This is a genomic window from Catellatospora chokoriensis (assembly GCF_011297315.1).
In the GTDB taxonomy this organism is placed as follows: Bacteria; Actinomycetota; Actinomycetes; order Mycobacteriales; family Micromonosporaceae; genus Catellatospora; species Catellatospora citrea.
Genome location: NZ_JAAOTI010000011.1, coordinates 39,043 through 55,892, shown reverse-complemented (window position 1 = coordinate 55,892; position 16,850 = coordinate 39,043). Strand labels below are relative to the sequence as shown.

The 16,850-nt window shown below is 73.3% G+C and carries 19 protein-coding genes; 17 read left to right on the top strand and 2 right to left on the bottom strand.

Annotation, left to right across the window (positions count from 1 at the left end; genetic code table 11):
• The first annotated feature begins 66 nt into the window (after positions 1-66).
• The 3 genes from HAV39_RS17890 to HAV39_RS17880 all read left to right on the top strand — a co-directional run bounded on the left by HAV39_RS17890 (position 67) and on the right by HAV39_RS17880 (position 3,152).
• Positions 67-774: a DUF4386 domain-containing protein gene (locus tag HAV39_RS17890; protein WP_191840353.1), complete on the top strand. Its 708-nt coding sequence runs from the start codon at positions 67-69 to the stop codon at positions 772-774.
• Between the two features lie 76 nt (positions 775-850).
• The gene (locus tag HAV39_RS17885; protein WP_191840352.1) at positions 851-1,567 is read left to right on the top strand and encodes a GNAT family N-acetyltransferase; all 717 of its coding nucleotides are present in this window, start codon (positions 851-853) and stop codon (positions 1,565-1,567) included.
• Positions 1,568-1,688: 121 nt separating this feature from the next.
• Entirely contained in the window at positions 1,689-3,152 is a 1,464-nt protein-coding gene (locus tag HAV39_RS17880) for an RNA-guided endonuclease InsQ/TnpB family protein (RefSeq protein ID WP_191840351.1), read from the top strand.
• On the opposite strand, the gene HAV39_RS17875 is transcribed toward HAV39_RS17880, so the two are convergent.
• A complete protein-coding gene (locus HAV39_RS17875) occupies positions 3,131-4,135 on the bottom strand; it encodes a GNAT family N-acetyltransferase (RefSeq protein WP_191840350.1) in 1,005 nt (334 codons plus the stop codon). The genes HAV39_RS17880 and HAV39_RS17875 overlap by 22 nt on opposite strands.
• 110 nt (positions 4,136-4,245) lie before the next feature.
• Between HAV39_RS17875 and HAV39_RS17870 the strand changes: the two genes are divergently transcribed.
• Both HAV39_RS17870 and HAV39_RS17865 read left to right on the top strand, forming a co-directional pair.
• Positions 4,246-4,779: a GNAT family N-acetyltransferase gene (locus tag HAV39_RS17870; RefSeq protein ID WP_191840349.1), complete on the top strand. Its 534-nt coding sequence runs from the start codon at positions 4,246-4,248 to the stop codon at positions 4,777-4,779.
• Between the two features lie 10 nt (positions 4,780-4,789).
• Entirely contained in the window at positions 4,790-5,248 is a 459-nt protein-coding gene (locus HAV39_RS17865; RefSeq protein ID WP_191840348.1) for a GNAT family N-acetyltransferase, read from the top strand.
• A 31-nt stretch (positions 5,249-5,279) separates the two neighbouring features.
• Here the strand turns inward: HAV39_RS17865 and HAV39_RS17860 are convergent, their stop codons facing one another.
• Positions 5,280-5,963 (bottom strand): alpha/beta fold hydrolase, encoded by a 684-nt coding sequence (locus HAV39_RS17860; protein ID WP_191840347.1) that lies wholly within the window; start codon positions 5,961-5,963, stop codon positions 5,280-5,282.
• A 231-nt stretch (positions 5,964-6,194) separates the two neighbouring features.
• On the opposite strand from HAV39_RS17860, the gene HAV39_RS17855 reads away from it, so the two are divergent.
• The 12 genes from HAV39_RS17855 (at position 6,195) to HAV39_RS17800 (ending at position 16,754) form a co-directional block, all read left to right on the top strand.
• The gene (locus tag HAV39_RS17855; protein WP_239120755.1) at positions 6,195-8,042 is read left to right on the top strand and encodes an ABC transporter ATP-binding protein; all 1,848 of its coding nucleotides are present in this window, start codon (positions 6,195-6,197) and stop codon (positions 8,040-8,042) included.
• A gap of 20 nt (positions 8,043-8,062) precedes the next feature.
• Complete coding sequence (locus HAV39_RS17850; RefSeq protein ID WP_191840345.1) at positions 8,063-9,061, top strand: serine/threonine-protein kinase; 999 nt, start codon at positions 8,063-8,065, stop codon at positions 9,059-9,061.
• Between the two features lie 47 nt (positions 9,062-9,108).
• Positions 9,109-9,492, top strand: a complete 384-nt coding sequence (locus HAV39_RS17845) for a VOC family protein (RefSeq protein ID WP_191840344.1) — start codon at positions 9,109-9,111, stop codon at positions 9,490-9,492.
• Positions 9,493-9,624: 132 nt separating this feature from the next.
• Positions 9,625-11,235 (top strand): hypothetical protein, encoded by a 1,611-nt coding sequence (locus tag HAV39_RS17840; protein ID WP_191840343.1) that lies wholly within the window; start codon positions 9,625-9,627, stop codon positions 11,233-11,235.
• Between the two features lie 285 nt (positions 11,236-11,520).
• A complete protein-coding gene (locus HAV39_RS17835) occupies positions 11,521-11,919 on the top strand; it encodes a group I truncated hemoglobin (protein WP_191840342.1) in 399 nt (132 codons plus the stop codon).
• Positions 11,920-11,921: 2 nt separating this feature from the next.
• Complete coding sequence (locus tag HAV39_RS17830; RefSeq protein WP_191840341.1) at positions 11,922-13,082, top strand: globin domain-containing protein; 1,161 nt, start codon at positions 11,922-11,924, stop codon at positions 13,080-13,082.
• 13 nt (positions 13,083-13,095) lie between these two features.
• On the top strand, positions 13,096-13,719 hold the full coding sequence (locus HAV39_RS17825) for a hypothetical protein (RefSeq protein ID WP_191840340.1): 624 nt from the start codon (positions 13,096-13,098) through the stop codon (positions 13,717-13,719).
• Between the two features lie 81 nt (positions 13,720-13,800).
• Positions 13,801-14,202 carry a helix-turn-helix domain-containing protein gene (locus tag HAV39_RS17820; RefSeq protein WP_191840339.1) on the top strand — a complete coding sequence of 134 codons (402 nt, stop codon included), beginning with the start codon at positions 13,801-13,803 and terminating at the stop codon, positions 14,200-14,202.
• A gap of 82 nt (positions 14,203-14,284) precedes the next feature.
• Positions 14,285-14,626, top strand: a complete 342-nt coding sequence (locus HAV39_RS17815; protein WP_191840338.1) for a hypothetical protein — start codon at positions 14,285-14,287, stop codon at positions 14,624-14,626.
• Positions 14,627-14,667: 41 nt separating this feature from the next.
• Positions 14,668-15,738 carry a serine hydrolase domain-containing protein gene (locus HAV39_RS17810; protein WP_191840337.1) on the top strand — a complete coding sequence of 357 codons (1,071 nt, stop codon included), beginning with the start codon at positions 14,668-14,670 and terminating at the stop codon, positions 15,736-15,738.
• 43 nt (positions 15,739-15,781) lie between these two features.
• Entirely contained in the window at positions 15,782-16,162 is a 381-nt protein-coding gene (locus tag HAV39_RS17805) for an ArsR/SmtB family transcription factor (protein ID WP_191840336.1), read from the top strand.
• A complete protein-coding gene (locus HAV39_RS17800; RefSeq protein WP_191840335.1) occupies positions 16,137-16,754 on the top strand; it encodes an SRPBCC domain-containing protein in 618 nt (205 codons plus the stop codon). The genes HAV39_RS17805 and HAV39_RS17800 overlap by 26 nt, the downstream gene beginning before the upstream one ends.
• Positions 16,755-16,850 lie beyond the last annotated feature (96 nt).

Sequence of the window (16,850 nt, the reverse complement as noted above, 5' to 3'; positions counted from 1 at the left end):
AAGTTTTCTTAACATGGCCGCGGGTGCGGCGTGGTTCCGCGCACCCGGAATCAAGGAGGAGCCACCATGCACGCGCTGACCCGTACCGCCCGCGTGACCGGGCTGTTCTACCTCGGCAACGCCATCACCGCGATACTCGGACTGCTCATCGTCCGGCCCCGACTGTTCGCCGCCGACGACGCCCAGGCGGCTCTGGCCGACCTGATCGCGCACGAGTCGCTCGCCCGCGCCGCCGTCGCCCTGGAACTGGGCATGGTTGTCACGCAGACCCTCGCCGCCGTCTGGTTCTACCGCCTGTTCCGTACCGTGGACGCCGTCACCGCGAGCGGGATCGCCGCCTTCGGCCTGGTCAGCGCAACCGTGGGGCTGGTCAGCGCCGCTCTGCTGGCCACGGCGGTCGGGCTGGCGGTCGACCCGGTCGGCGACGCCGCGGGCGTCGTCCCGGTGCTGCTCCTGATCAGCGACAACCTGTGGGGCGTGGGCGCGCTGTTCTTCGGCCTGTGGCTCCTGCCCATGGGCCGGGGCGTGCTGCGATCCGGCTGGATGCCCCGCGTCCTGGGCTGGATCCTGCTGACCGGCGGCGTCGGGTACGTGGTCAGCGCGTTCGTCGTATACCTCGCCCCCGACGCATCCGTCGTGGCCGAGGCGCTCACCTATCCCGCCGCCGTCGGGGAACTCTGGATGGTCGGCTACCTGCTCATCCGCGGCGTGCGCCGAACGGCATCGGCGGAAGCGCCGCCGACCGTTCACCCGCTGGCGCCGGTGGCGGGCTGAAGCGCCGTCGATGCCGCGGCAGCGGGCTGCGGGGCGGTTGCGGGCGGGGGCGGGGCGGGCGACGTATCTTCGGGCGATGGACAGCCGCGAGATCTCCACGGACCGACGTCTCACCGACTTCCTCGTCGAGTACCTGGGCAAGTGGACCGAGGCGCAGGGGCTGACCGTGGTCGGCAGCCCGGTGCGGACCCGCCCGGGATGGGACGGCCAGGTCCGCGACGTGGTCGGGGTGTCGACGCCGCACGGCGGGGTGCTGTCCGTTCCCCCGGAAGCCCTCGACGCGGTACGCGACGCGGTGCGCACCTGGGACGACGTGCCCGAGCACCTGCCCGCGGCACTCGGGCGGCCCGACGCGACCGCGTACCGCGGCGTGTTCCGGTGGACGCAGACCCCCGCCGAGCTGCCGGACGCGGGACAGTGGGTGGACGCGCTCGACCCGCGCGTGCCGGAGTGGCTGCACCCGTTCGGCGGGCAGGTGCTGATCAGTTTCGACGACGCGGGCCGGTACGCGGCGGGCGTGGGCGTGAAGCGGCACAACACCGCGGGTATGGAGATCTCCGTCGGCACCGAGGAGGCGCACCGGGGCCGCGGCCTGGCCACGGGACTGGTCGCGCAGGCGGCGCGCTGGATCCTCACCCAGGGCGCGGTGCCGATCTACCTGCACGACCCGGCGAACACCGCGTCGGACCGCACCGCGCGCAGCGCCGGCTTCCCGGACCTCGGCTGGCACATCATCGGCGTCGGCGGCCGCCCGCTGGGCGAACCCCGCGCGGCGCGGTCCACGCCCGACTAGGCCGTTTTTCACAAGTGAGTGGCCGGGCCGGTGTTAGTGGCTTTCGATCAGGTGCGGTGGGTGTTCGGGGTTCGTGCAGGTGGTGGGTTTGTGTCGGTGGTGTGTGGCAGGGTGTGCTGCCGTGGCCCGTTTCACCACGTTCCGGTTCACCGTGAACCCGACCGCCGAGCAGGAGACTGTGCTGCGCCGGCATGCGGGTGCGGCCCGGTTCGGCTACAACCAGTGCCTGCGGCTGGTCAAGCAGGCCCTGGACGGCAAGCAGTGCGGGGTGGGCGGCAAGGTTCCGTGGTCGGGCTTCGACCTGATCAACGCGTTCAACGCGTGGAAGCATTCGGCTGACGCGGGCAGGTTGATGGTCGCCAGCGCCGACGGGACGATCACGGTGGCCGTCACTGGTCTGGCGTGGCGGTCCCAGGTGCATCAGCAGGTGTTCGAAGAGGCCGCGGTCGATCTGGGCCGTGGACTGGCCGCTTACACGGCCTCGCGTAGCGGTGCCCGCAAGGGCCAGCGGGCGGGCTTTCCGAGGTTCAAATCGAAGAAGCGCGCACCGCTGTCGTTTCGTATCCGCTGCAAGACCTCGGCCACGGGCCGGGCCAACATCCGCGTCGGCGAACACACGCCGCGCACCGTGACCATGCCCGCCCTCGGCACCCTGGCGGTCCGTGAGGACACCCGCCGCCTACGGCGGATGCTCGCCAAAGGACGGGCGAAGATCGTATCGGCAACGGTCGGTCACCACGCCGGCCGGTGGGCGGTGTCGCTGACCTGCGAAGCCGCCGAGTTGAACGACGCCGCCCGTCACCAGCCCGCCACCAGCGGGACCGGCTGGGTCGGCATCGACCGCGGCCTGACGGCGTTCATCGTGGCCGCCCGCGCCGACGGCACCGAAGCCGGGCGAGTCGACGACTGGCCGCGGCCTTCCCGGGCGGGCATGGCACGGCAGCGGCGCCTGGCCCGTGACGTCACCCGCAAACAACGCGGCTCGAACAACCGCGCCAAGGCAGCAGCCCGGCTGGGCCGCCACCACGCCCGGGTCGCCGCGACCAGGCGCCGTTTCCTGCACAAGGTCTCCAACGAGCTGGTCAAGACCCACGACCGGCTCGCGATCGAGACCCTCACCATCACCGGCATGATGCGCAACCGGCGCCTGGCCGCGGCGGTCGCCGACGCCGCCTGGGGCGAACTCGGCCGACTATTGACGTACAAGCAGCAGTGGCGAGGCGGACACCTCACCCCGGTCGACCGCTGGTACCCGTCGACCAAGACCTGCGCCCGCTGCCGGACCGTGGCCCCGGCCATGCCCCTGGACCAGCGCACGTTCGTCTGCGGAGCGTGCGGGTATCAGGCCGACCGGGACCACAATGCCGCGGTCAACCTCGCCATCTGGGCCGAGCAGCACCACGCTCAGATCCGGGACCTCCACGCAGGGGGCCCGGTCATCAACGCCCGCCGAGGGGAAGGCTCTGGCCCGCGCACACGCGCAGGCGAAACCAGCCCCGATGACGCGGGAACCGCACCCAACCCACCCGGGGCCAGGCGCGGACGCCCGAGAAGGGCGCTGTCTCACAACTCCACCGAGTTATGAAACAGGCCGTAGAACGTCTTGACGTAGCGGGCGTAGCGGTGCTCGACGGTGAACCCGGCCGACTGGTACAACCCCAGCGCGCCGGTCGGGCCGGCCACGTCGACACCTAGTCCGGCCTGGGCGAACCCGGCCAGCTGGGCATGCCGCAGCGCCGACGCCAGCAGCGTGCCCGCGACACCGCGGCCGCGGTGCTCGCGACGGGTGCCGATGACGGCGATCCAGGCCTCGGCACGGCCGGTCGCCTGCGTGTCGGCCTCGTAGTGATGCGTCAGCAGGATCGCGGCCAGCGCGTCGCCCGCGCCTGTCACCGGGCTGTCGGCGCGGGCGACGAACGACAGGTCGGGGCGGAACGTGCGGGTGCCGGTGAACCAGTGCTGCCACGCGTCGGGCGTCTTCTCGGAGGCGCCCCAGTGGTCGGCGAACGCCGCGTTGCGGACCAGGCGTGCCGCCTCGTCGTGGCGATCCAGGTCGAACCGCTCGATGCGATACCCGTCAGGCACGGCGATCTCCGGCAGGTCGCCGGCCAGCGGGCGGCGCATCGCGAAGAACCAGCGCTGCGGCGCGAAACCCGCGCGGGTGAACAGGGCCTGCTTGCCCTCATTGGTGTCGCTGACGTCGGCATGCAGCTCGCACGGCGCGTCAGGGTGCCGGGCGGCGGCCACCGCCGCGGTCGCCTCGATCGCCCACTCCACGAGCTGCCCGCCCAGGCCCCGCCGCCGGTACGCCGGCCGTACGAAGCCGTCGAAGAAGACGCGGTGCACGGGCGCCGGTGAACCGTTGGACCCCAGCACGCCGTAGGCGGCCAAGCGGTCGCCGTCCCACACCCCGACGGACGCGGCGGCCAGGTCGAGGCCCGAGTCCGCCAGCTGCTCGGCGACGTCGTCGGCGTCGTAGTGCTCACCGATCTGGTCGGCCAGCTCCGCGTCGGCGATCACCTCGGCGCAGTCGGCGGCGTCGCTCACACGCAGCGGTTCCCATCGCATCGCGCGAGCCTACGAACGGGCCGGGGTCGTCGCGAGTGATTTTCGTACCACTTGCTCCCCAGGGCCGGAAGGCGCGTGGAATCATTCGAGCCGACCCGCAGGAGCAGACCATGACTTATGTCGTACGCAGGACCGAGCCGGGGGAGTGGCCGCAGCTGCGCGCCCTGCGCCTGGAGGCGCTGCAGGATTCGCCGGGTGCCTTCGGCACCACGTACGCCGACGCCGCCGCGCTCGCCGACGAGGCCTGGCAGCAGCAGGCGGAGCAGGACGCGAACTCGCCGACCTCGGCGACGTTCATCGCGGCCACCCCGGACGGCCACTGGGTGGGGATGGCCGGCTCGGCTCCGGTGGAGGTCGTCCCCGGCACCTACTGCATCCAGGGCGTCTACGTGACGCCCGCACACCGCGGCAGCCCGGGCGGACTGGCGGCCCGGCTGGTCGAGGTCGCCATCGCGTGGGCCCGCGACAACACCGACGCGTCCTGGCTCACGCTGGGTGTGCACGAGGACAACCAGCGAGCGCAGGCCTTCTACCGGCGGATCGGGTTCACCGAGACCGGCAAGGTCGTGCCCTGCCGCCTCGACCCGTGCCGGAAGGTCACCATCCTGGGCTACGAGAAGTTCCGCCCGATCACCGCCCGCTAGTCTGGCGATCATGGCAGATTGGGGTACCCGCCCGGCTTCGACGGCGGACGTCGAGCCGGTGGCGGAGTTGCGCGCCGTGGTGCTGCGGGCGGACCTGGAACGGCTCGGACGCTACGACGAGCACCGGGTGCGGCAGCGGCTGCGGGACAAGTTCGCCCCGGAGCACACCCGGGTGATCGAGGTCGGCGGCGAGTTCGCGGGCTGTGTCACGCTGCGCCCGGCCGACGACGCCCACTGGCTGGAGAACTTCCTGCTGGACCCGCAGCTGCACGGCGGCGGCATCGGCACGGCCGTGCTGGCCGGGCTGCTGGAGCAGTGCGACCGTGCCGGCACCCGGGTCCGGCTGCAGGTGCTGCAGGGTAGCGCGGCGCGGCGGCTGTACGAGCGGCACGGGTTCGCGGTCGAGACCGAGGACCCGGTGGACGTGTTCATGATCCGCGAGCCGGTCCCGGCCGACAGCGACGAATGACCGCCGACCGGGGTTCGGCCCGGTCACCGGGTCAGTGGTGCGGTGCGGCCGGACGGTCGGCATGCCGCAGGTGGGCCCGCACCGCGTCGAGGAAGGCCTCGGGGGCGTCGCGGTGGATGCAGTGGCCCACCGGGATCGTCACCAGGCGGCCGTGCGGGAAGCGAGCGGCCATCGCGGCGATGCGGTCCTGGGGCAGGAAGCTGCTCGGGCCGCCGCGCAGCGTCAGCACCGGGCAGGTGACCGCGTCGACCGCGTCCCACCAGGCCGGATCGGGTGCGTTGAGCTGGCCCACGATGTGCCGGCGGATCTCGTGGCGGGGCACTTTGAGACCCATCGGGTCCGGCGGCGGCGTCTCCTCCAGCACCAGGCCCGACACCCGCTCCGGCCGGGCGTACGCGACCAGGTAGGCCGCCACGCCGCCCATCGAGTGCCCGACGAGTGTCACGTCGCGCAGGTCGAGCACGTCCAGGAACCCGACGACGTCGTCACGCAGCAGCTCGAACGAATACCGGTCGGTCCGCTCGCTGGCCCCGTGCCCGCGCAGGTCCACGGCGTACACCCGGCGGTCCGCGGCGAGCGCCGGAGCGATGTCCGCCCACGCCGAGCTGTCGGCGCTGCCGCCGTGCAGCAGCACCACCGGCGGCGCGGCGGGCGGGCCGAGCACCCGGTAGGCCAGCCGCACACCGCCCACGTCGATGATCTGATCACCTGACATGGTGGCGAGCCTACCGGCGGCAGCGGATTGTCGACTTCGCGACCGAGCGGATGGTCACGCACCGCGTCGGCGCGAACGAATCGGCTGCTCATTCCTGATTGGGCATACCCTTTTCACAGGCCGCCGCACGGGTCGCGGCTCAGGGGAGGGATGTCTGTGTCCGCACCGTCCGATGCCGCCACCACGACCACTGCCGAGACGACACCCGCGACCGGCTCCGTGCTGCCGCAGATGCGGGTGATGTGGTGGGAGCACGGCGTGCGCGCCCGCGCCGACGCAGGGCTGCGCACCCTGGCCCAGGCGCTGCCGCGGCTGGTCGGCACCGCGCTGCGCATCGCCTGGCGCGCCGACCGGGCCCGCACCGCGATCGTGCTGTCCTGCACGGTGCTGGCCGGGGTCATGTCGACGGCGGGCCTGCTCGCCACGCAGCAGGTCCTGGTCGGCCTGTTCGCCGCCGCGCCGACCCCGGACCGGGTGGCCGCGGCGCTGCCCGCCCTGATCGTGCTGGCCGGGGCGGCGGCGCTGCGCGCGGGCATGGGCATCGCCACCGGGTACGCGCTCAACGGCCTGACGCCGCGGGTGGACCGGGCCGTGCAGCGGCAGCTGTTCGAGGCGACGACGGCCGTGCGGCTGGACGCGTTCGACGAGGACGCGTTCGCCGACGACATGGAACGCGCCGCGCGCGGCATGGAGTCGGTGATCGGGCTGGTCAACGCGATGATGGCGCTGGCCGCGGGCGCCATCGGGGTGCTGGCCGTCGCGGTGGCGCTGGTCGTCGTGCATCCCCTGCTGCTGGGCGCGATGCTGCTGGCCACGGTGCCCAACGCGTGGGCGGCGCTGAAGGCCGGGCACCTGGAGTACCAGACGTACCTGGCCGGGTCGGTGCGCCGCCGCCGCATGTGGATCCTGAACCGGTTGATGGCCGACCGGATGACCGCCGCGGAGCTGCGCGCCTACGGGCTGCGCGGGTTCCTGCTCGGCCAGTACGACACGGTGATGGAGACCGAGACCCGCATCCAGCTGGACCTGGCCCGCCGGGTCACCACGACCAACGCGCTGGGCGCGATGGCGGGCGGCGTCGCCACGGGCGCGGTGTACGGGCTGCTCGGCTGGCTGCTGCTGGACGGCGCGATCCCGCTGTCGGCCGCGGCGACCGCCGTGATCGCGCTGCAGGCGGCCCGCCATTCGCTGAGCACTGTCACCTACCAGGTCGACGCGCTGTACATGGAGGGCCGGCACTTCGACGACTACACCGAGTTCATGGAGCGGGCGAAGGCGCACGTGCCCGCCGCGGACGGCAGCCTGCCCGCGGCCGAGCTGGAGACGCTGCGGGTCGAGCAGGTGAGTCTGAGCTACCCCGACCGGGCGGCCCCGGCGGTAGACGGGGTGTCGCTGGTCGTGCACGCCGGGCAGACGGTGGCGTTCGTGGGGGAGAACGGCTCCGGCAAGACCACCCTGGCCGCGGTGATCGCCGCGCTGCGGGCCCCGTCGGCGGGCACGGTCTCGTGGAACGGCGTGCCGCTGGCCGAGCTGGACGCCGACCAGCTGCGGGCCAGGATCGCGGTGGTGTCGCAGGACTACTGGAAGTGGCCGTTCACCGCGGAGGTCAACATCCGGCTGGGCGAGGCGGGCGCGCCGGTGGCGCGCGAGCGCATCGAGGCGGCGGCGCTGCGCGCGGTGGCCCACGACATGATCATGCAGTTGCCGTTCGGGTACGACACGCTGCTGGACCGCACCTTCGCCGACGGGCAGGACCTGTCGGGCGGGCAGTGGCAGCGCATCACCGCGGCGCGCGGCTTCCTGCGCGACGCGGACCTGCTCATCATGGACGAGCCGTCGTCGGCGCTGGACCCGCGTGCCGAGGACGCCCTGTTCCAGGCGATCCGGGACCGGCAGGGCCGGCGGACCACCATCCTGATCACGCACCGGCTGGCCAATGTGCGCCACGCCGACGTCATCTACGTGCTGCACGAGGGCCGGCTGGTGCAGTCGGGCCGCCACGACGAGCTGATGGCGGCCGGCGGCCGGTATGCGGAGCTGTTCACGCTCCAGGCCCACGGTTACCTGGCCGCCGGCTGATCTCCTCATATCATGACAAGGTGGGCGAGGTGCCGGAGGAGACCGTGCGTGAGCTGTACACGGCCCTGCCCGAGCAGTTCACGGCCGCCCGCGACGCCGCGGCCGCGGCGGCCAAGGCGGCCGGGCACGGCGCGCAGGCCACCGCCATCAAGCGGCTGCGCCGGCCCACCCTCGCCGCGTGGCTGGTGAACCTGCTGGCACACCGCGCACCCGAGCGCATCGGCGAGCTGACCGCGCTGGCCGCCGAGCTGCGCGACGCTCAGCGGCAGCTGCGCGGCGCGGACCTGCGCACGCTGACCGTGCGGCGCCGCGAACTGCTCTCGGCGCTGGCCGGACAGGCCGCGGACCTGGCGGTGCAGGCCCAGCCCACGCTGAGCCCGTTGAAGCTGCCGCTCACCGAGGTCGAGCAGACCCTGGCCGCCGCGCTCGCCGACGACGACATCGCCGCGCAGGTCCGTGCCGGAGCGGTCGTGAAGGCCGTTTCCTACACCGGGTTCGGCGCGGCGCTGCCGTCCGGCGACGAACCCGATGACAATGAACCCTCAGGCGACGCCGAGACCGGCGGCCGCGCCGCAGCCAGGGGCACCGTGCGGGCGATCGGCGGCCGTGCGGCAACCAGGACCGCCACCCGGAAGGGCCCGGCCGCGGCGACCGGAGGCGGGACCGTGGCCCGGCAGGGCTCGGTCACGGCGATCGAGCCTGCGCGGGTCGCCCCGACGGCGGTTGCGGAGGTCGAGCCGCCGGTGCCGGTCGGGCTGCGGCGGGAGCTGGACGCGGCGCGTGACGCCGAGCGGCGGGCGCGGGGCGAGGTGGCGACGGCGCGGGCGGCCGAGGCGTCGGCTGTGGACGAGCTGGCACAGCTCAGGGACGCGCTGGCGGCGCTGGAGGAGCGGCGCGGCCGGGCACAGCAGGAGGCGAACGGGCGGCGGGCGGCCCGGACCGCGGCGGAACGGGCGCTGGCCGCGGCCGTGCGCCGCACCGCGAAGGCGCAGGCGGCGATCGACGTCGCGACGGCATGACAACGGCCCGGCGCGGGGCCGGACCGACACGGCAGGAGGAGCGGACCATGTTCGGCAGGACGCGAGCGTTCTCGGGGTTCTCGGTCGACGACATCGACCAGGCCAGGCGGTTCTACGGCGAGACGCTGGGCCTGGAGGTCACCGACCTCGGCGGCGGCCTGCTGCGGCTGGAACTGGCCGGGGGCGGCCAGGTGCTGATCTATCCGAAGCCGGATCACGAGCCGGCGACGTACACCATCCTGAACTTTCCGGTGACCCACCTCGAGGCCGCGATGGGGGAGCTGCGCGAACGCGGCGTCGAATTCGAGAAGTACGACACCGACGACCTGAAGACCGACCCCACGGGGGTGTCCGACGCCGACACGGGCCCCCGCATCGCCTGGTTCAAGGATCCGGCGGGCAACATCCTCTCGGTGCTGGAGGAGGACTGACCGCCGCCCTCCCTGGCGTGTCCGCCCGAGGAGACACTACGGTGACGGCCCAGGACGTGTCCGCCGGCGCGGGCGCCGGACGGGGAGAGTCGCATGGCCGGGGCAGGGCGGGGTGTGGGTCGGCGTTCGATCGTGCGAGGGCTCGTCCTTCTCCTGCTGCTGCCACTGGCTGCGTGCACCGGGGGCGGCCCGCGCGGCGACGGCGAGCAGCCCGCGTTGACGCCCGAGCAGACCGCGGCCGCGCTGGCCTCGCCGGATCCGGCGCAGCGCCGCCGCGGGGCCTGGTCGGTGCTGGTCAACCTGGGCGTGGCCGTCTACACGCCGACGGGTGAGCAGGTGCTGGCCGGGGTCCGGCCGGGCGCGGACGGGGTGCATGTGCTCCAGGCGCAGGTGGACACCCTCGCCGAGATGGCGGGCACGGCCCGGGAGCCGATGCTGGACTTCCTGCGGCGGCTGTCGGAGCTGGGCGTGCGGCGTGCGCCGGCCGAGCTGCTGGAGCTGTACCGGACGACATACTGGCAGGGGCGCGGCAGTTGGCTGGTGCGGCTGCTCCAGGCGCGCAAGGTGGACTTCTCCGGTGACGGGTCGGCCGGGCCCCCGGTCGACGCGCTGTCGGAGTGGCTGATGCTGCTGGACGGTTTCGTCGACCCGGCCGGGTCGGTCCGGGTGCCCGAGCGCGCGCCGATGGGCACGGGGCAGCGGTCCGCGCCGGAGACGGCCGGCTGGGGGCTGGTGTACGCGGCGGGCGGCCGGGACCTGGCGCTGGGTGACGCGCCCGCGATGGCGTACGCCCACGCGATGCTGCGCTGGCAGGACGTGCGGATCCGGATGTCGCCGCAGGGCGTGCGCCTCGCGCAGGGTCCGGGCGGGCCCGGTGACGCGCTGGACGTGGTGGCGACGGTGGACGTGGCGCAGGCGGCCGGATTCGGGCCCGCGCCGCTGCTGGTGGCGGACGCCGCGCCCGGCTCGGTGGACCTGGCCTGGTTGCCTCCGGCGGAGCTGGGCGGGCACGTGGAGCTGGGCGCGGGCGGGTTGGCGCCGCAGCGTGCCGTCACCGACGCCGCGGGCCGGGTGACGGTGCGGCTGCGGGCCGCGGTGGACCCGGGCGCGGCGACCGATCCCGCGCGGACCGTCACCGGGATGCTGCAGGCCGCGCCGATGGACAACCTGAAGCTGTTCCAGGCGGTGTTCGCCGGTGCGCCGGCGGGACTGGCCGGGTTCCTGGCGCCGATGCCGCGGCCCGTGGGGCAGCTGCCGGTGACCGTCACCTGGCACGGCAAGGAGGACTGCGCGACGTTCACCGACGGCGAGTGGACCGGCACCGCGACGGTGTCGGGCGGGGTCCGGGTGTCCGGCGCGACGTTGCGGCCCGACGGCGGCGAGATCACGTTCCGGCTGGTGGTGTCGGGTGGCAACGTGGTCGCAGGTGAGGTGGGTCAGCTGACCGAGCTGTCCGGTGCGGCCGGCGGCGGCCAGGTCACGGGCACGCTCGACAGCACGAGCCGGCCGGTGGGCGCCGCCGGTGCGGTGGCGTTCGCCAGCGCCGCGAGCACGCTGGAGTGGTCCGTCGGCGAGCAGCCGGCGAAGACGGCGCAGGTGTCGGTCGAGGGGCGGTTCGCGCCGCGGGAGGGCGACTGCTCGACGCTGATCGGTGACCTGGCGCTGACGGCGCGCGGCAAGAACGCCGCCGACGGGATCTCCGGCACCCTCACGGCGCGGTTCACGGCCACCAGCGCGGGATGAGGCCAGGCCGGGGCGCCGTCACCGGTGAGCTGCGTCGTCTCATGTGGACGGTTCTCGTACATGTGTTCTAAAACACACACCGTATATTAACCGACTACTGGTTGACACCAAAGTGATGTATTTAGATATCCTGCTAGTGCGCGGATAACCAGTGGTTTGATTGGCGGCCTTCGGGCAAACCGCTGGTTGTGCCGGTGTGTTCCACCACGTCCCGAACCGGGTGCGGGCCCGGACCGGGCGATCGCCGGCTCCGCGTGCTCATCACTGCGATGACGGAGGCGGAACATGTCAGACAGTCCAGGCGCGACCACCACGGTCGCCAGCGCGTACGACCTCATCGGCGGTGCGCCGTCGGTGCGCGAGGCGGTGGACCGGCTCTACACCTACCTGCTCGCCGACGAGCAGCTCGCCGACTACTTCGACGGGATCGACCTGCCCAGGCTCAAGAGCCACATGGTCGGGTTGCTCAGCCACGTGCTCGGCGGCCCCGGCGGATACCCGGTGGAGAACCTCGGCCCCGCGCACGCCCGGTTGAACATCAGCGCGGCGCACTACCAGCGGGTCGCGCAGTATGCCGCCGGAGTGCTGTTCGAACTGCACGTCCCGATGGACGTCATCCTCCAGGTGGGACAGGTGCTGGCCAGCGTGCAGCCCCTGATCGTGGCCGAGCCGGCGGCGGCCTGAGGATGGACGCCGCGCGCCTGCAGAGCAGCTTCGCCGTCGTGTCCGCACACGGCGACCGAGCCGCCCAGCACTTCTACGCCTTCCTCTTCGTGGCGTATCCGGAGCTGCGCGACCTGTTCCCGGTGTCCATGGCCGGCCAGCGGGACAAGCTGCTGCAGGCGTTGGGGCACGTCGTGTCGCACGTCGACCGGCTCGACCAGGCCGTGCCGTACCTGGAGGGCCTGGGCCGCGACCACCGCAAGTTCTCGGTCGTCGGGGCGCACTACGCACAGGTCGGGCAGGCACTGCTGGCCACCCTGGAGCACTTCCTGGGCGAGCAGTGGACCGACGACCTGGCCGCACAGTGGTCGGCGGCGTACGACCTGGTGTCGGGCACCATGCTGCGGGCGGCCGAGCACGCCGCCCGCAGCCAGCCCGCCTGGTGGACCGCGGACGTGCTCGAACACGAACGCCGCGGCCCGGACCTGGCCGTGTTCACGGTGCGTCCGACTATGCCGCTGACGTACCGGCCCGGACAGTCGGTGGCCCTGGAGTGCCCGTTGCGGCCCCGGGTCTGGCGTTTCCTGTCGCCCGCGAACACCCCGCGCGCCGACGGCACCATCGAGTTCCACGTCCGCGCCCAGTCCGGCGGCGAGCTCAGCCCGGCCCTGGTCCACCAGTTGCGGGAAGGCGACCAGGTGCGGCTGGGCGCACCCGTGGGGCGGCAGCTCACCCTCACCCCGGGCGGTGGCCGCGACCTGCTGCTGATCGCCGCGGGCACCGGCCTGGCCCCGATGCGGGCCCTGGTCGAGCAGGTCGAGGTCGAGACCGCCGCCGGCGTGCCGGCCCGGTCCGTGCAGCTGTTCACCGGCGCCCGCAGCGTCGGCGACCTCTACGACCTGCCGACCCTGCGCGGGCTGGAGGCGGCGCACCGCTGGCTGAGCGTGCTGCCGGTGACGCCGGAGGAGCGCGGCGGCGACGACGTGCTCGGCGCGGCGCTGCGCACCACCCGCCTGGCCGAGCGCGAGGTGTACGTGTGCGGGCCGCCCGCGATGGCCGGGCACGCGCGCGACGCGCTGGCGGCCGTGGGCGTGCCCGCCGCACAGATCCATCTGGAGGACCACGACGCCGGGCGGTACACGCCGTCCCCGGCGCCGGGCCCGATGACAGCCGCAGTCCGATGACACAGGGGGAGCAGTGACCACAGTCAGCGCGTACGAGCAGCCGGACCTGCGCAAGCGGGTGCCGCACACGCCGGAGTCGATCGTCCGCCACCACCTGCCCGACGCCGCCGGCCGGCGGCGCGGGTACGACAAGGAGGCCGTCGACCGGCTGCGGCGCACGCTCGCCGAGGACGTCGACGCGCTCAACGCCTACATCGTCGCCCAGCAGGCCGAACTGGACCGGGTCAAGCGGCTCGGCGACCGGCTGCAGCCCGTCGATCCGGCGGTGCGCGCCCGCCAGGTCGCCGCGGAGGCGGTCACCCTCACCGCCCGCGCGCAGGCCCAGGCCGACACCGTGATCGCGGCGGCGCAGCAGCAGAGCCGGCTGATCGTGGAGAGCGCCGAGAAGCAGGCCGCGCACATCCTGGAGGCCGCCCGCCGCGACGCCGACCGCGCCGCGGCCAGCTACCGCGCGAGCGCCGGGGGCACGTACAGCCCCGACCGGGAACGCCAGGCGCGCGACGTGGCCATGCTGGCGACCTGCCTGCGCTCGCTGGAGGCGGCACGGTCCAACCTGCCGGCCATCGAGGCCCAGTTCGACGCGGTGATCCTGGCGTTCGCACACCAGCTGCAGCACCTCACCCCGGCACCCGACTGAACCCGCGCGGACCGCCGACGATGTCGTGTCCAAAGTGGAGTGAACATGACCGGCCCGGCCTGCCCGTCAGATGATGTCCAGATGCGTGCGCGACCCGTGCTACCGCTGTTCGCGCTGCGATACAACCGGCTGCTGGAGGCGATCCAGCCCGATGGCGTGCGCCAGACCGACGAGATGGTCGCGCGCGCCGTCGACGTGTCCGCGCAGTACATCGGCATGCTGCGCACCGGCAAGCGCACCAACCCCGGCCACGAACTCGTCGGGCGGATCGCGGCACACTTCGGCGTCGACGTCGCCTACTTCCTCGACCCCGAACGGGCTGCCGCCGTCGACCGGGAGCTGGAACTGCTCGGCGCGCTGCGCGACACCAAGGTGCGCCGCCTGCTGCACCGGATGAGCGGCCTGTCCCCGGCCAGCCTCGACCTCGCGGCCGAGGTCGTCGAGCGGCTGCGGCAGATGGAGGGCATCAGCGACGACCAGTAAACGAACGGTAACCTGCCGGTGGCACACTTCGGCTCGCGCCGACCACCGGAGCCGGCGCGACGGCAGCGAATGAGGCGGTCACGTGGCGGATCACACGGCGCACCGGCTCTCCGCCCCGCTCGGACTGGCGGCGAACCTGACGATCGGCGCGCTCGTGCACGTCCTCGCCGCGCTCGTCTACGCAGGGGTGTCGCTGCTGCGGCTGGAGGGCTGCGACAGAGCAGACGGGCTGGCCGCGGGATGGGCCCTTGCCGTCCTGCTGGACCTGCTGCTGGGCGGGGTGCTGCTGGCCGGCGCGCTGCGCCGCACCGACGGCAACCGGTGGGCGGTGCTGGCCGGCTGGGCGCTGAGCCTCGTGCCGTTCGCCGCGCTGGCGGGCACGGCGATCAGCTATCTGGCGCTCCTGCCCGGCGGCTGCGCCTAGTGCCCGCGCAGGAGGACCGTGACTCGGCACCGGAGCGCGCGATGGGGCTCGTCGATCTGCCTCCGCGCCCGGTGGTGCCGGAGGTCTGCCATCAGAGGCCGGTGCCGGAGGTCTTCGGGCTGCGGCCGAGCGCGGTGCCGGAAGTCCGCCGGTGGCGTACGGCGAGCGTGCCGGAGGTGCGCAGGCTGGCGCGGGCGGCAGGCTACGCGGCGGAAGCGCCGCTGGTCGTGGGAACGTCGTGGCGGGACGCCCCGCCGATATTCGCCTGCGCGGGCCGCACCCCGGCCGGACGGCCGTTCGACGAGCACACCCTCGCCTACGCGGCCTCGCTGTCCAAACAGTTCGTCGCCGCGCTGACGGCACTGGTCATGCGCCGGGGCGGCCTGGCCGTGGACGAGCCGCTGTCGCGGCGGATGCCCGAACTGCCCGCCTGGGCGCAGTCGGTGCGCCTGCGCCACCTGCTGCACCACATCGGCGGCCTGCCCGGCGACGACCTGGTCGACCGCGCCCTGACCGGTGACCGCACCGGGTCCGGTGTGCTGGCCGCCCTGCGCGCGCTGCCCGAACCCGCTGCATCACCCGGCACCGAGTACGCCTACTCCAACGCCGGATACGTCTGCCTAGCCGAAGCCGTAAGCCGTGCGGCGGGTGCCGCACTGCCCGCGCTCGCCGACCAACTGCTGTTCGCGCCGCTCGGCCTGACGGCCACCCGGTTCTGGGACGGCCCCGAACCTGCCCCGCCGGGCGCGGCGGCACTGTCGCCGGGTGCCCCCGCGCCGCTGTCGCTGGGCGACGGCGGGCTCTGGAGCACCGCCGCGGATCTGCTGCGCTGGGCCGATGCGCTCAACGACAGCCGCCTCGGCGTCAGTGGGCTGCTGCAGGCGCCGGGCCGCCTCGACGACGGCACGACCCTCGACTACGCGTGGGGCATGGGCGTACGCCGCCGCCACGGGCTGACCGTGTACCGCCACGGCGGCGGCTGGCCCGGCGTGCGTACGCTGCTGGCCCGCGTGCCCGACCGGGGGCTCGGCGTGATCGTCACGGCGCTCGACGACGACACCGAGCGCACGGTCGCCCTGACCGACGGGCTGCTCGACCTGCTGCTGAGCTAATACCAGGTTTGACTTATATAAGCATCAGCTGTAATTTCGGTCCGTGCACGCCTTCGACGTACTCGGCGACCCGGTCCGGCGGCGGATCCTCGAACTGCTGGCCGGCGGCGAGCGGGCCTCCGGCGCGCTCAGCGAGGTCGTCCAGGCCGAGTTCGGCATCTCGCAGCCCGCGGTGTCGCAACACCTGAAGGTGCTGCGCGACAGCGGCTTCGCGACCGTGCGCGCCGAAGGCACCCGACGGCTGTACGCGGTTGACACCACCCCGTTACGGGAAGTGGACAACTGGCTGGACCACTTCCGTGGGTTCTGGAACCAGCGCCTCGACGCGCTGGGCACCGAACTCGCCCGGGGCCGCCGCGAACGCCGCCTGCTTGAACGACAGGACAAGGAGAAACCCGATGAAGGACATAACCGAGCAGCTTGAGGCGATCCGGCGCGAGGTCGCCCGGCGCGACGGCGAGCTGGGCGAGATGGTGGCCGTGCTGGTGCGGCGCACATACCAGGCCGACGTCGACGACGTCTGGGACGCGATCACCAGCAAGGAGCGCCTGCCGCGCTGGTTCGCCCCGGTCAGCGGCGACTTCCGCGAGGGCGGCAGCTTCCAGGTGGAGAACATGGCCTCCGGTGAGATCCTGCAGTGCCGGCCGCCGAAGCTGCTGCGCATGACGTACGGCGGCCCGACCAGCATCGTCGAGGTGCGGCTGACCTCGGCCGGTGCGGACAGCGCCGACCTTGAGGTCGAGCACACCGTGCCGATCGAGATGGCGGGCAGCGGCGCGGGCGCGCTCTACGTGGGCCCCGGCTGGGACCAGGGCCTGCTGATGCTGGCCCGCTACCTCGGCGGCGAGCCGAGCGACGACCCGCTCGCCGACCAGAACTCCCTGGCCGGGCAGGAGTTCTCCCGCCGCTCCATCCAGGCCTGGGCCGACGCGATCCGCGCCTCCGGCACCGCCACCGAGGACGAGATCACCGCCTCGGTCACCGCCGCCGCCACCCACTTCGCCCCCGACCTCTGACGCACCCACTCTTTGATTCGGAGGTTCAGGGTTCGGGTCCCTGGTGGCCTACTGGTTCGAGTCCCACCGGGTCCACCCGCAAATCGGATATGTCCG

Coding starts and splice junctions, on each gene's coding strand:
- HAV39_RS17890 (WP_191840353.1), top strand. CDS start 67: ATGCACGCGCTGACCCGTACCGCCCGCGTGACCGGGCTGTTCTACCTC.
- HAV39_RS17885 (WP_191840352.1), top strand. CDS start 851: ATGGACAGCCGCGAGATCTCCACGGACCGACGTCTCACCGACTTCCTC.
- HAV39_RS17875 (WP_191840350.1), bottom strand. CDS start 4,135: ATGCGATGGGAACCGCTGCGTGTGAGCGACGCCGCCGACTGCGCCGAG.
- HAV39_RS17870 (WP_191840349.1), top strand. CDS start 4,246: ATGACTTATGTCGTACGCAGGACCGAGCCGGGGGAGTGGCCGCAGCTG.
- HAV39_RS17865 (WP_191840348.1), top strand. CDS start 4,790: ATGGCAGATTGGGGTACCCGCCCGGCTTCGACGGCGGACGTCGAGCCG.
- HAV39_RS17860 (WP_191840347.1), bottom strand. CDS start 5,963: ATGTCAGGTGATCAGATCATCGACGTGGGCGGTGTGCGGCTGGCCTAC.
- HAV39_RS17855 (WP_239120755.1), top strand. CDS start 6,195: ATGCGGGTGATGTGGTGGGAGCACGGCGTGCGCGCCCGCGCCGACGCA.
- HAV39_RS17845 (WP_191840344.1), top strand. CDS start 9,109: ATGTTCGGCAGGACGCGAGCGTTCTCGGGGTTCTCGGTCGACGACATC.
- HAV39_RS17835 (WP_191840342.1), top strand. CDS start 11,521: ATGTCAGACAGTCCAGGCGCGACCACCACGGTCGCCAGCGCGTACGAC.
- HAV39_RS17830 (WP_191840341.1), top strand. CDS start 11,922: ATGGACGCCGCGCGCCTGCAGAGCAGCTTCGCCGTCGTGTCCGCACAC.
- HAV39_RS17820 (WP_191840339.1), top strand. CDS start 13,801: ATGCGTGCGCGACCCGTGCTACCGCTGTTCGCGCTGCGATACAACCGG.
- HAV39_RS17810 (WP_191840337.1), top strand. CDS start 14,668: ATGGGGCTCGTCGATCTGCCTCCGCGCCCGGTGGTGCCGGAGGTCTGC.
- HAV39_RS17800 (WP_191840335.1), top strand. CDS start 16,137: ATGAAGGACATAACCGAGCAGCTTGAGGCGATCCGGCGCGAGGTCGCC.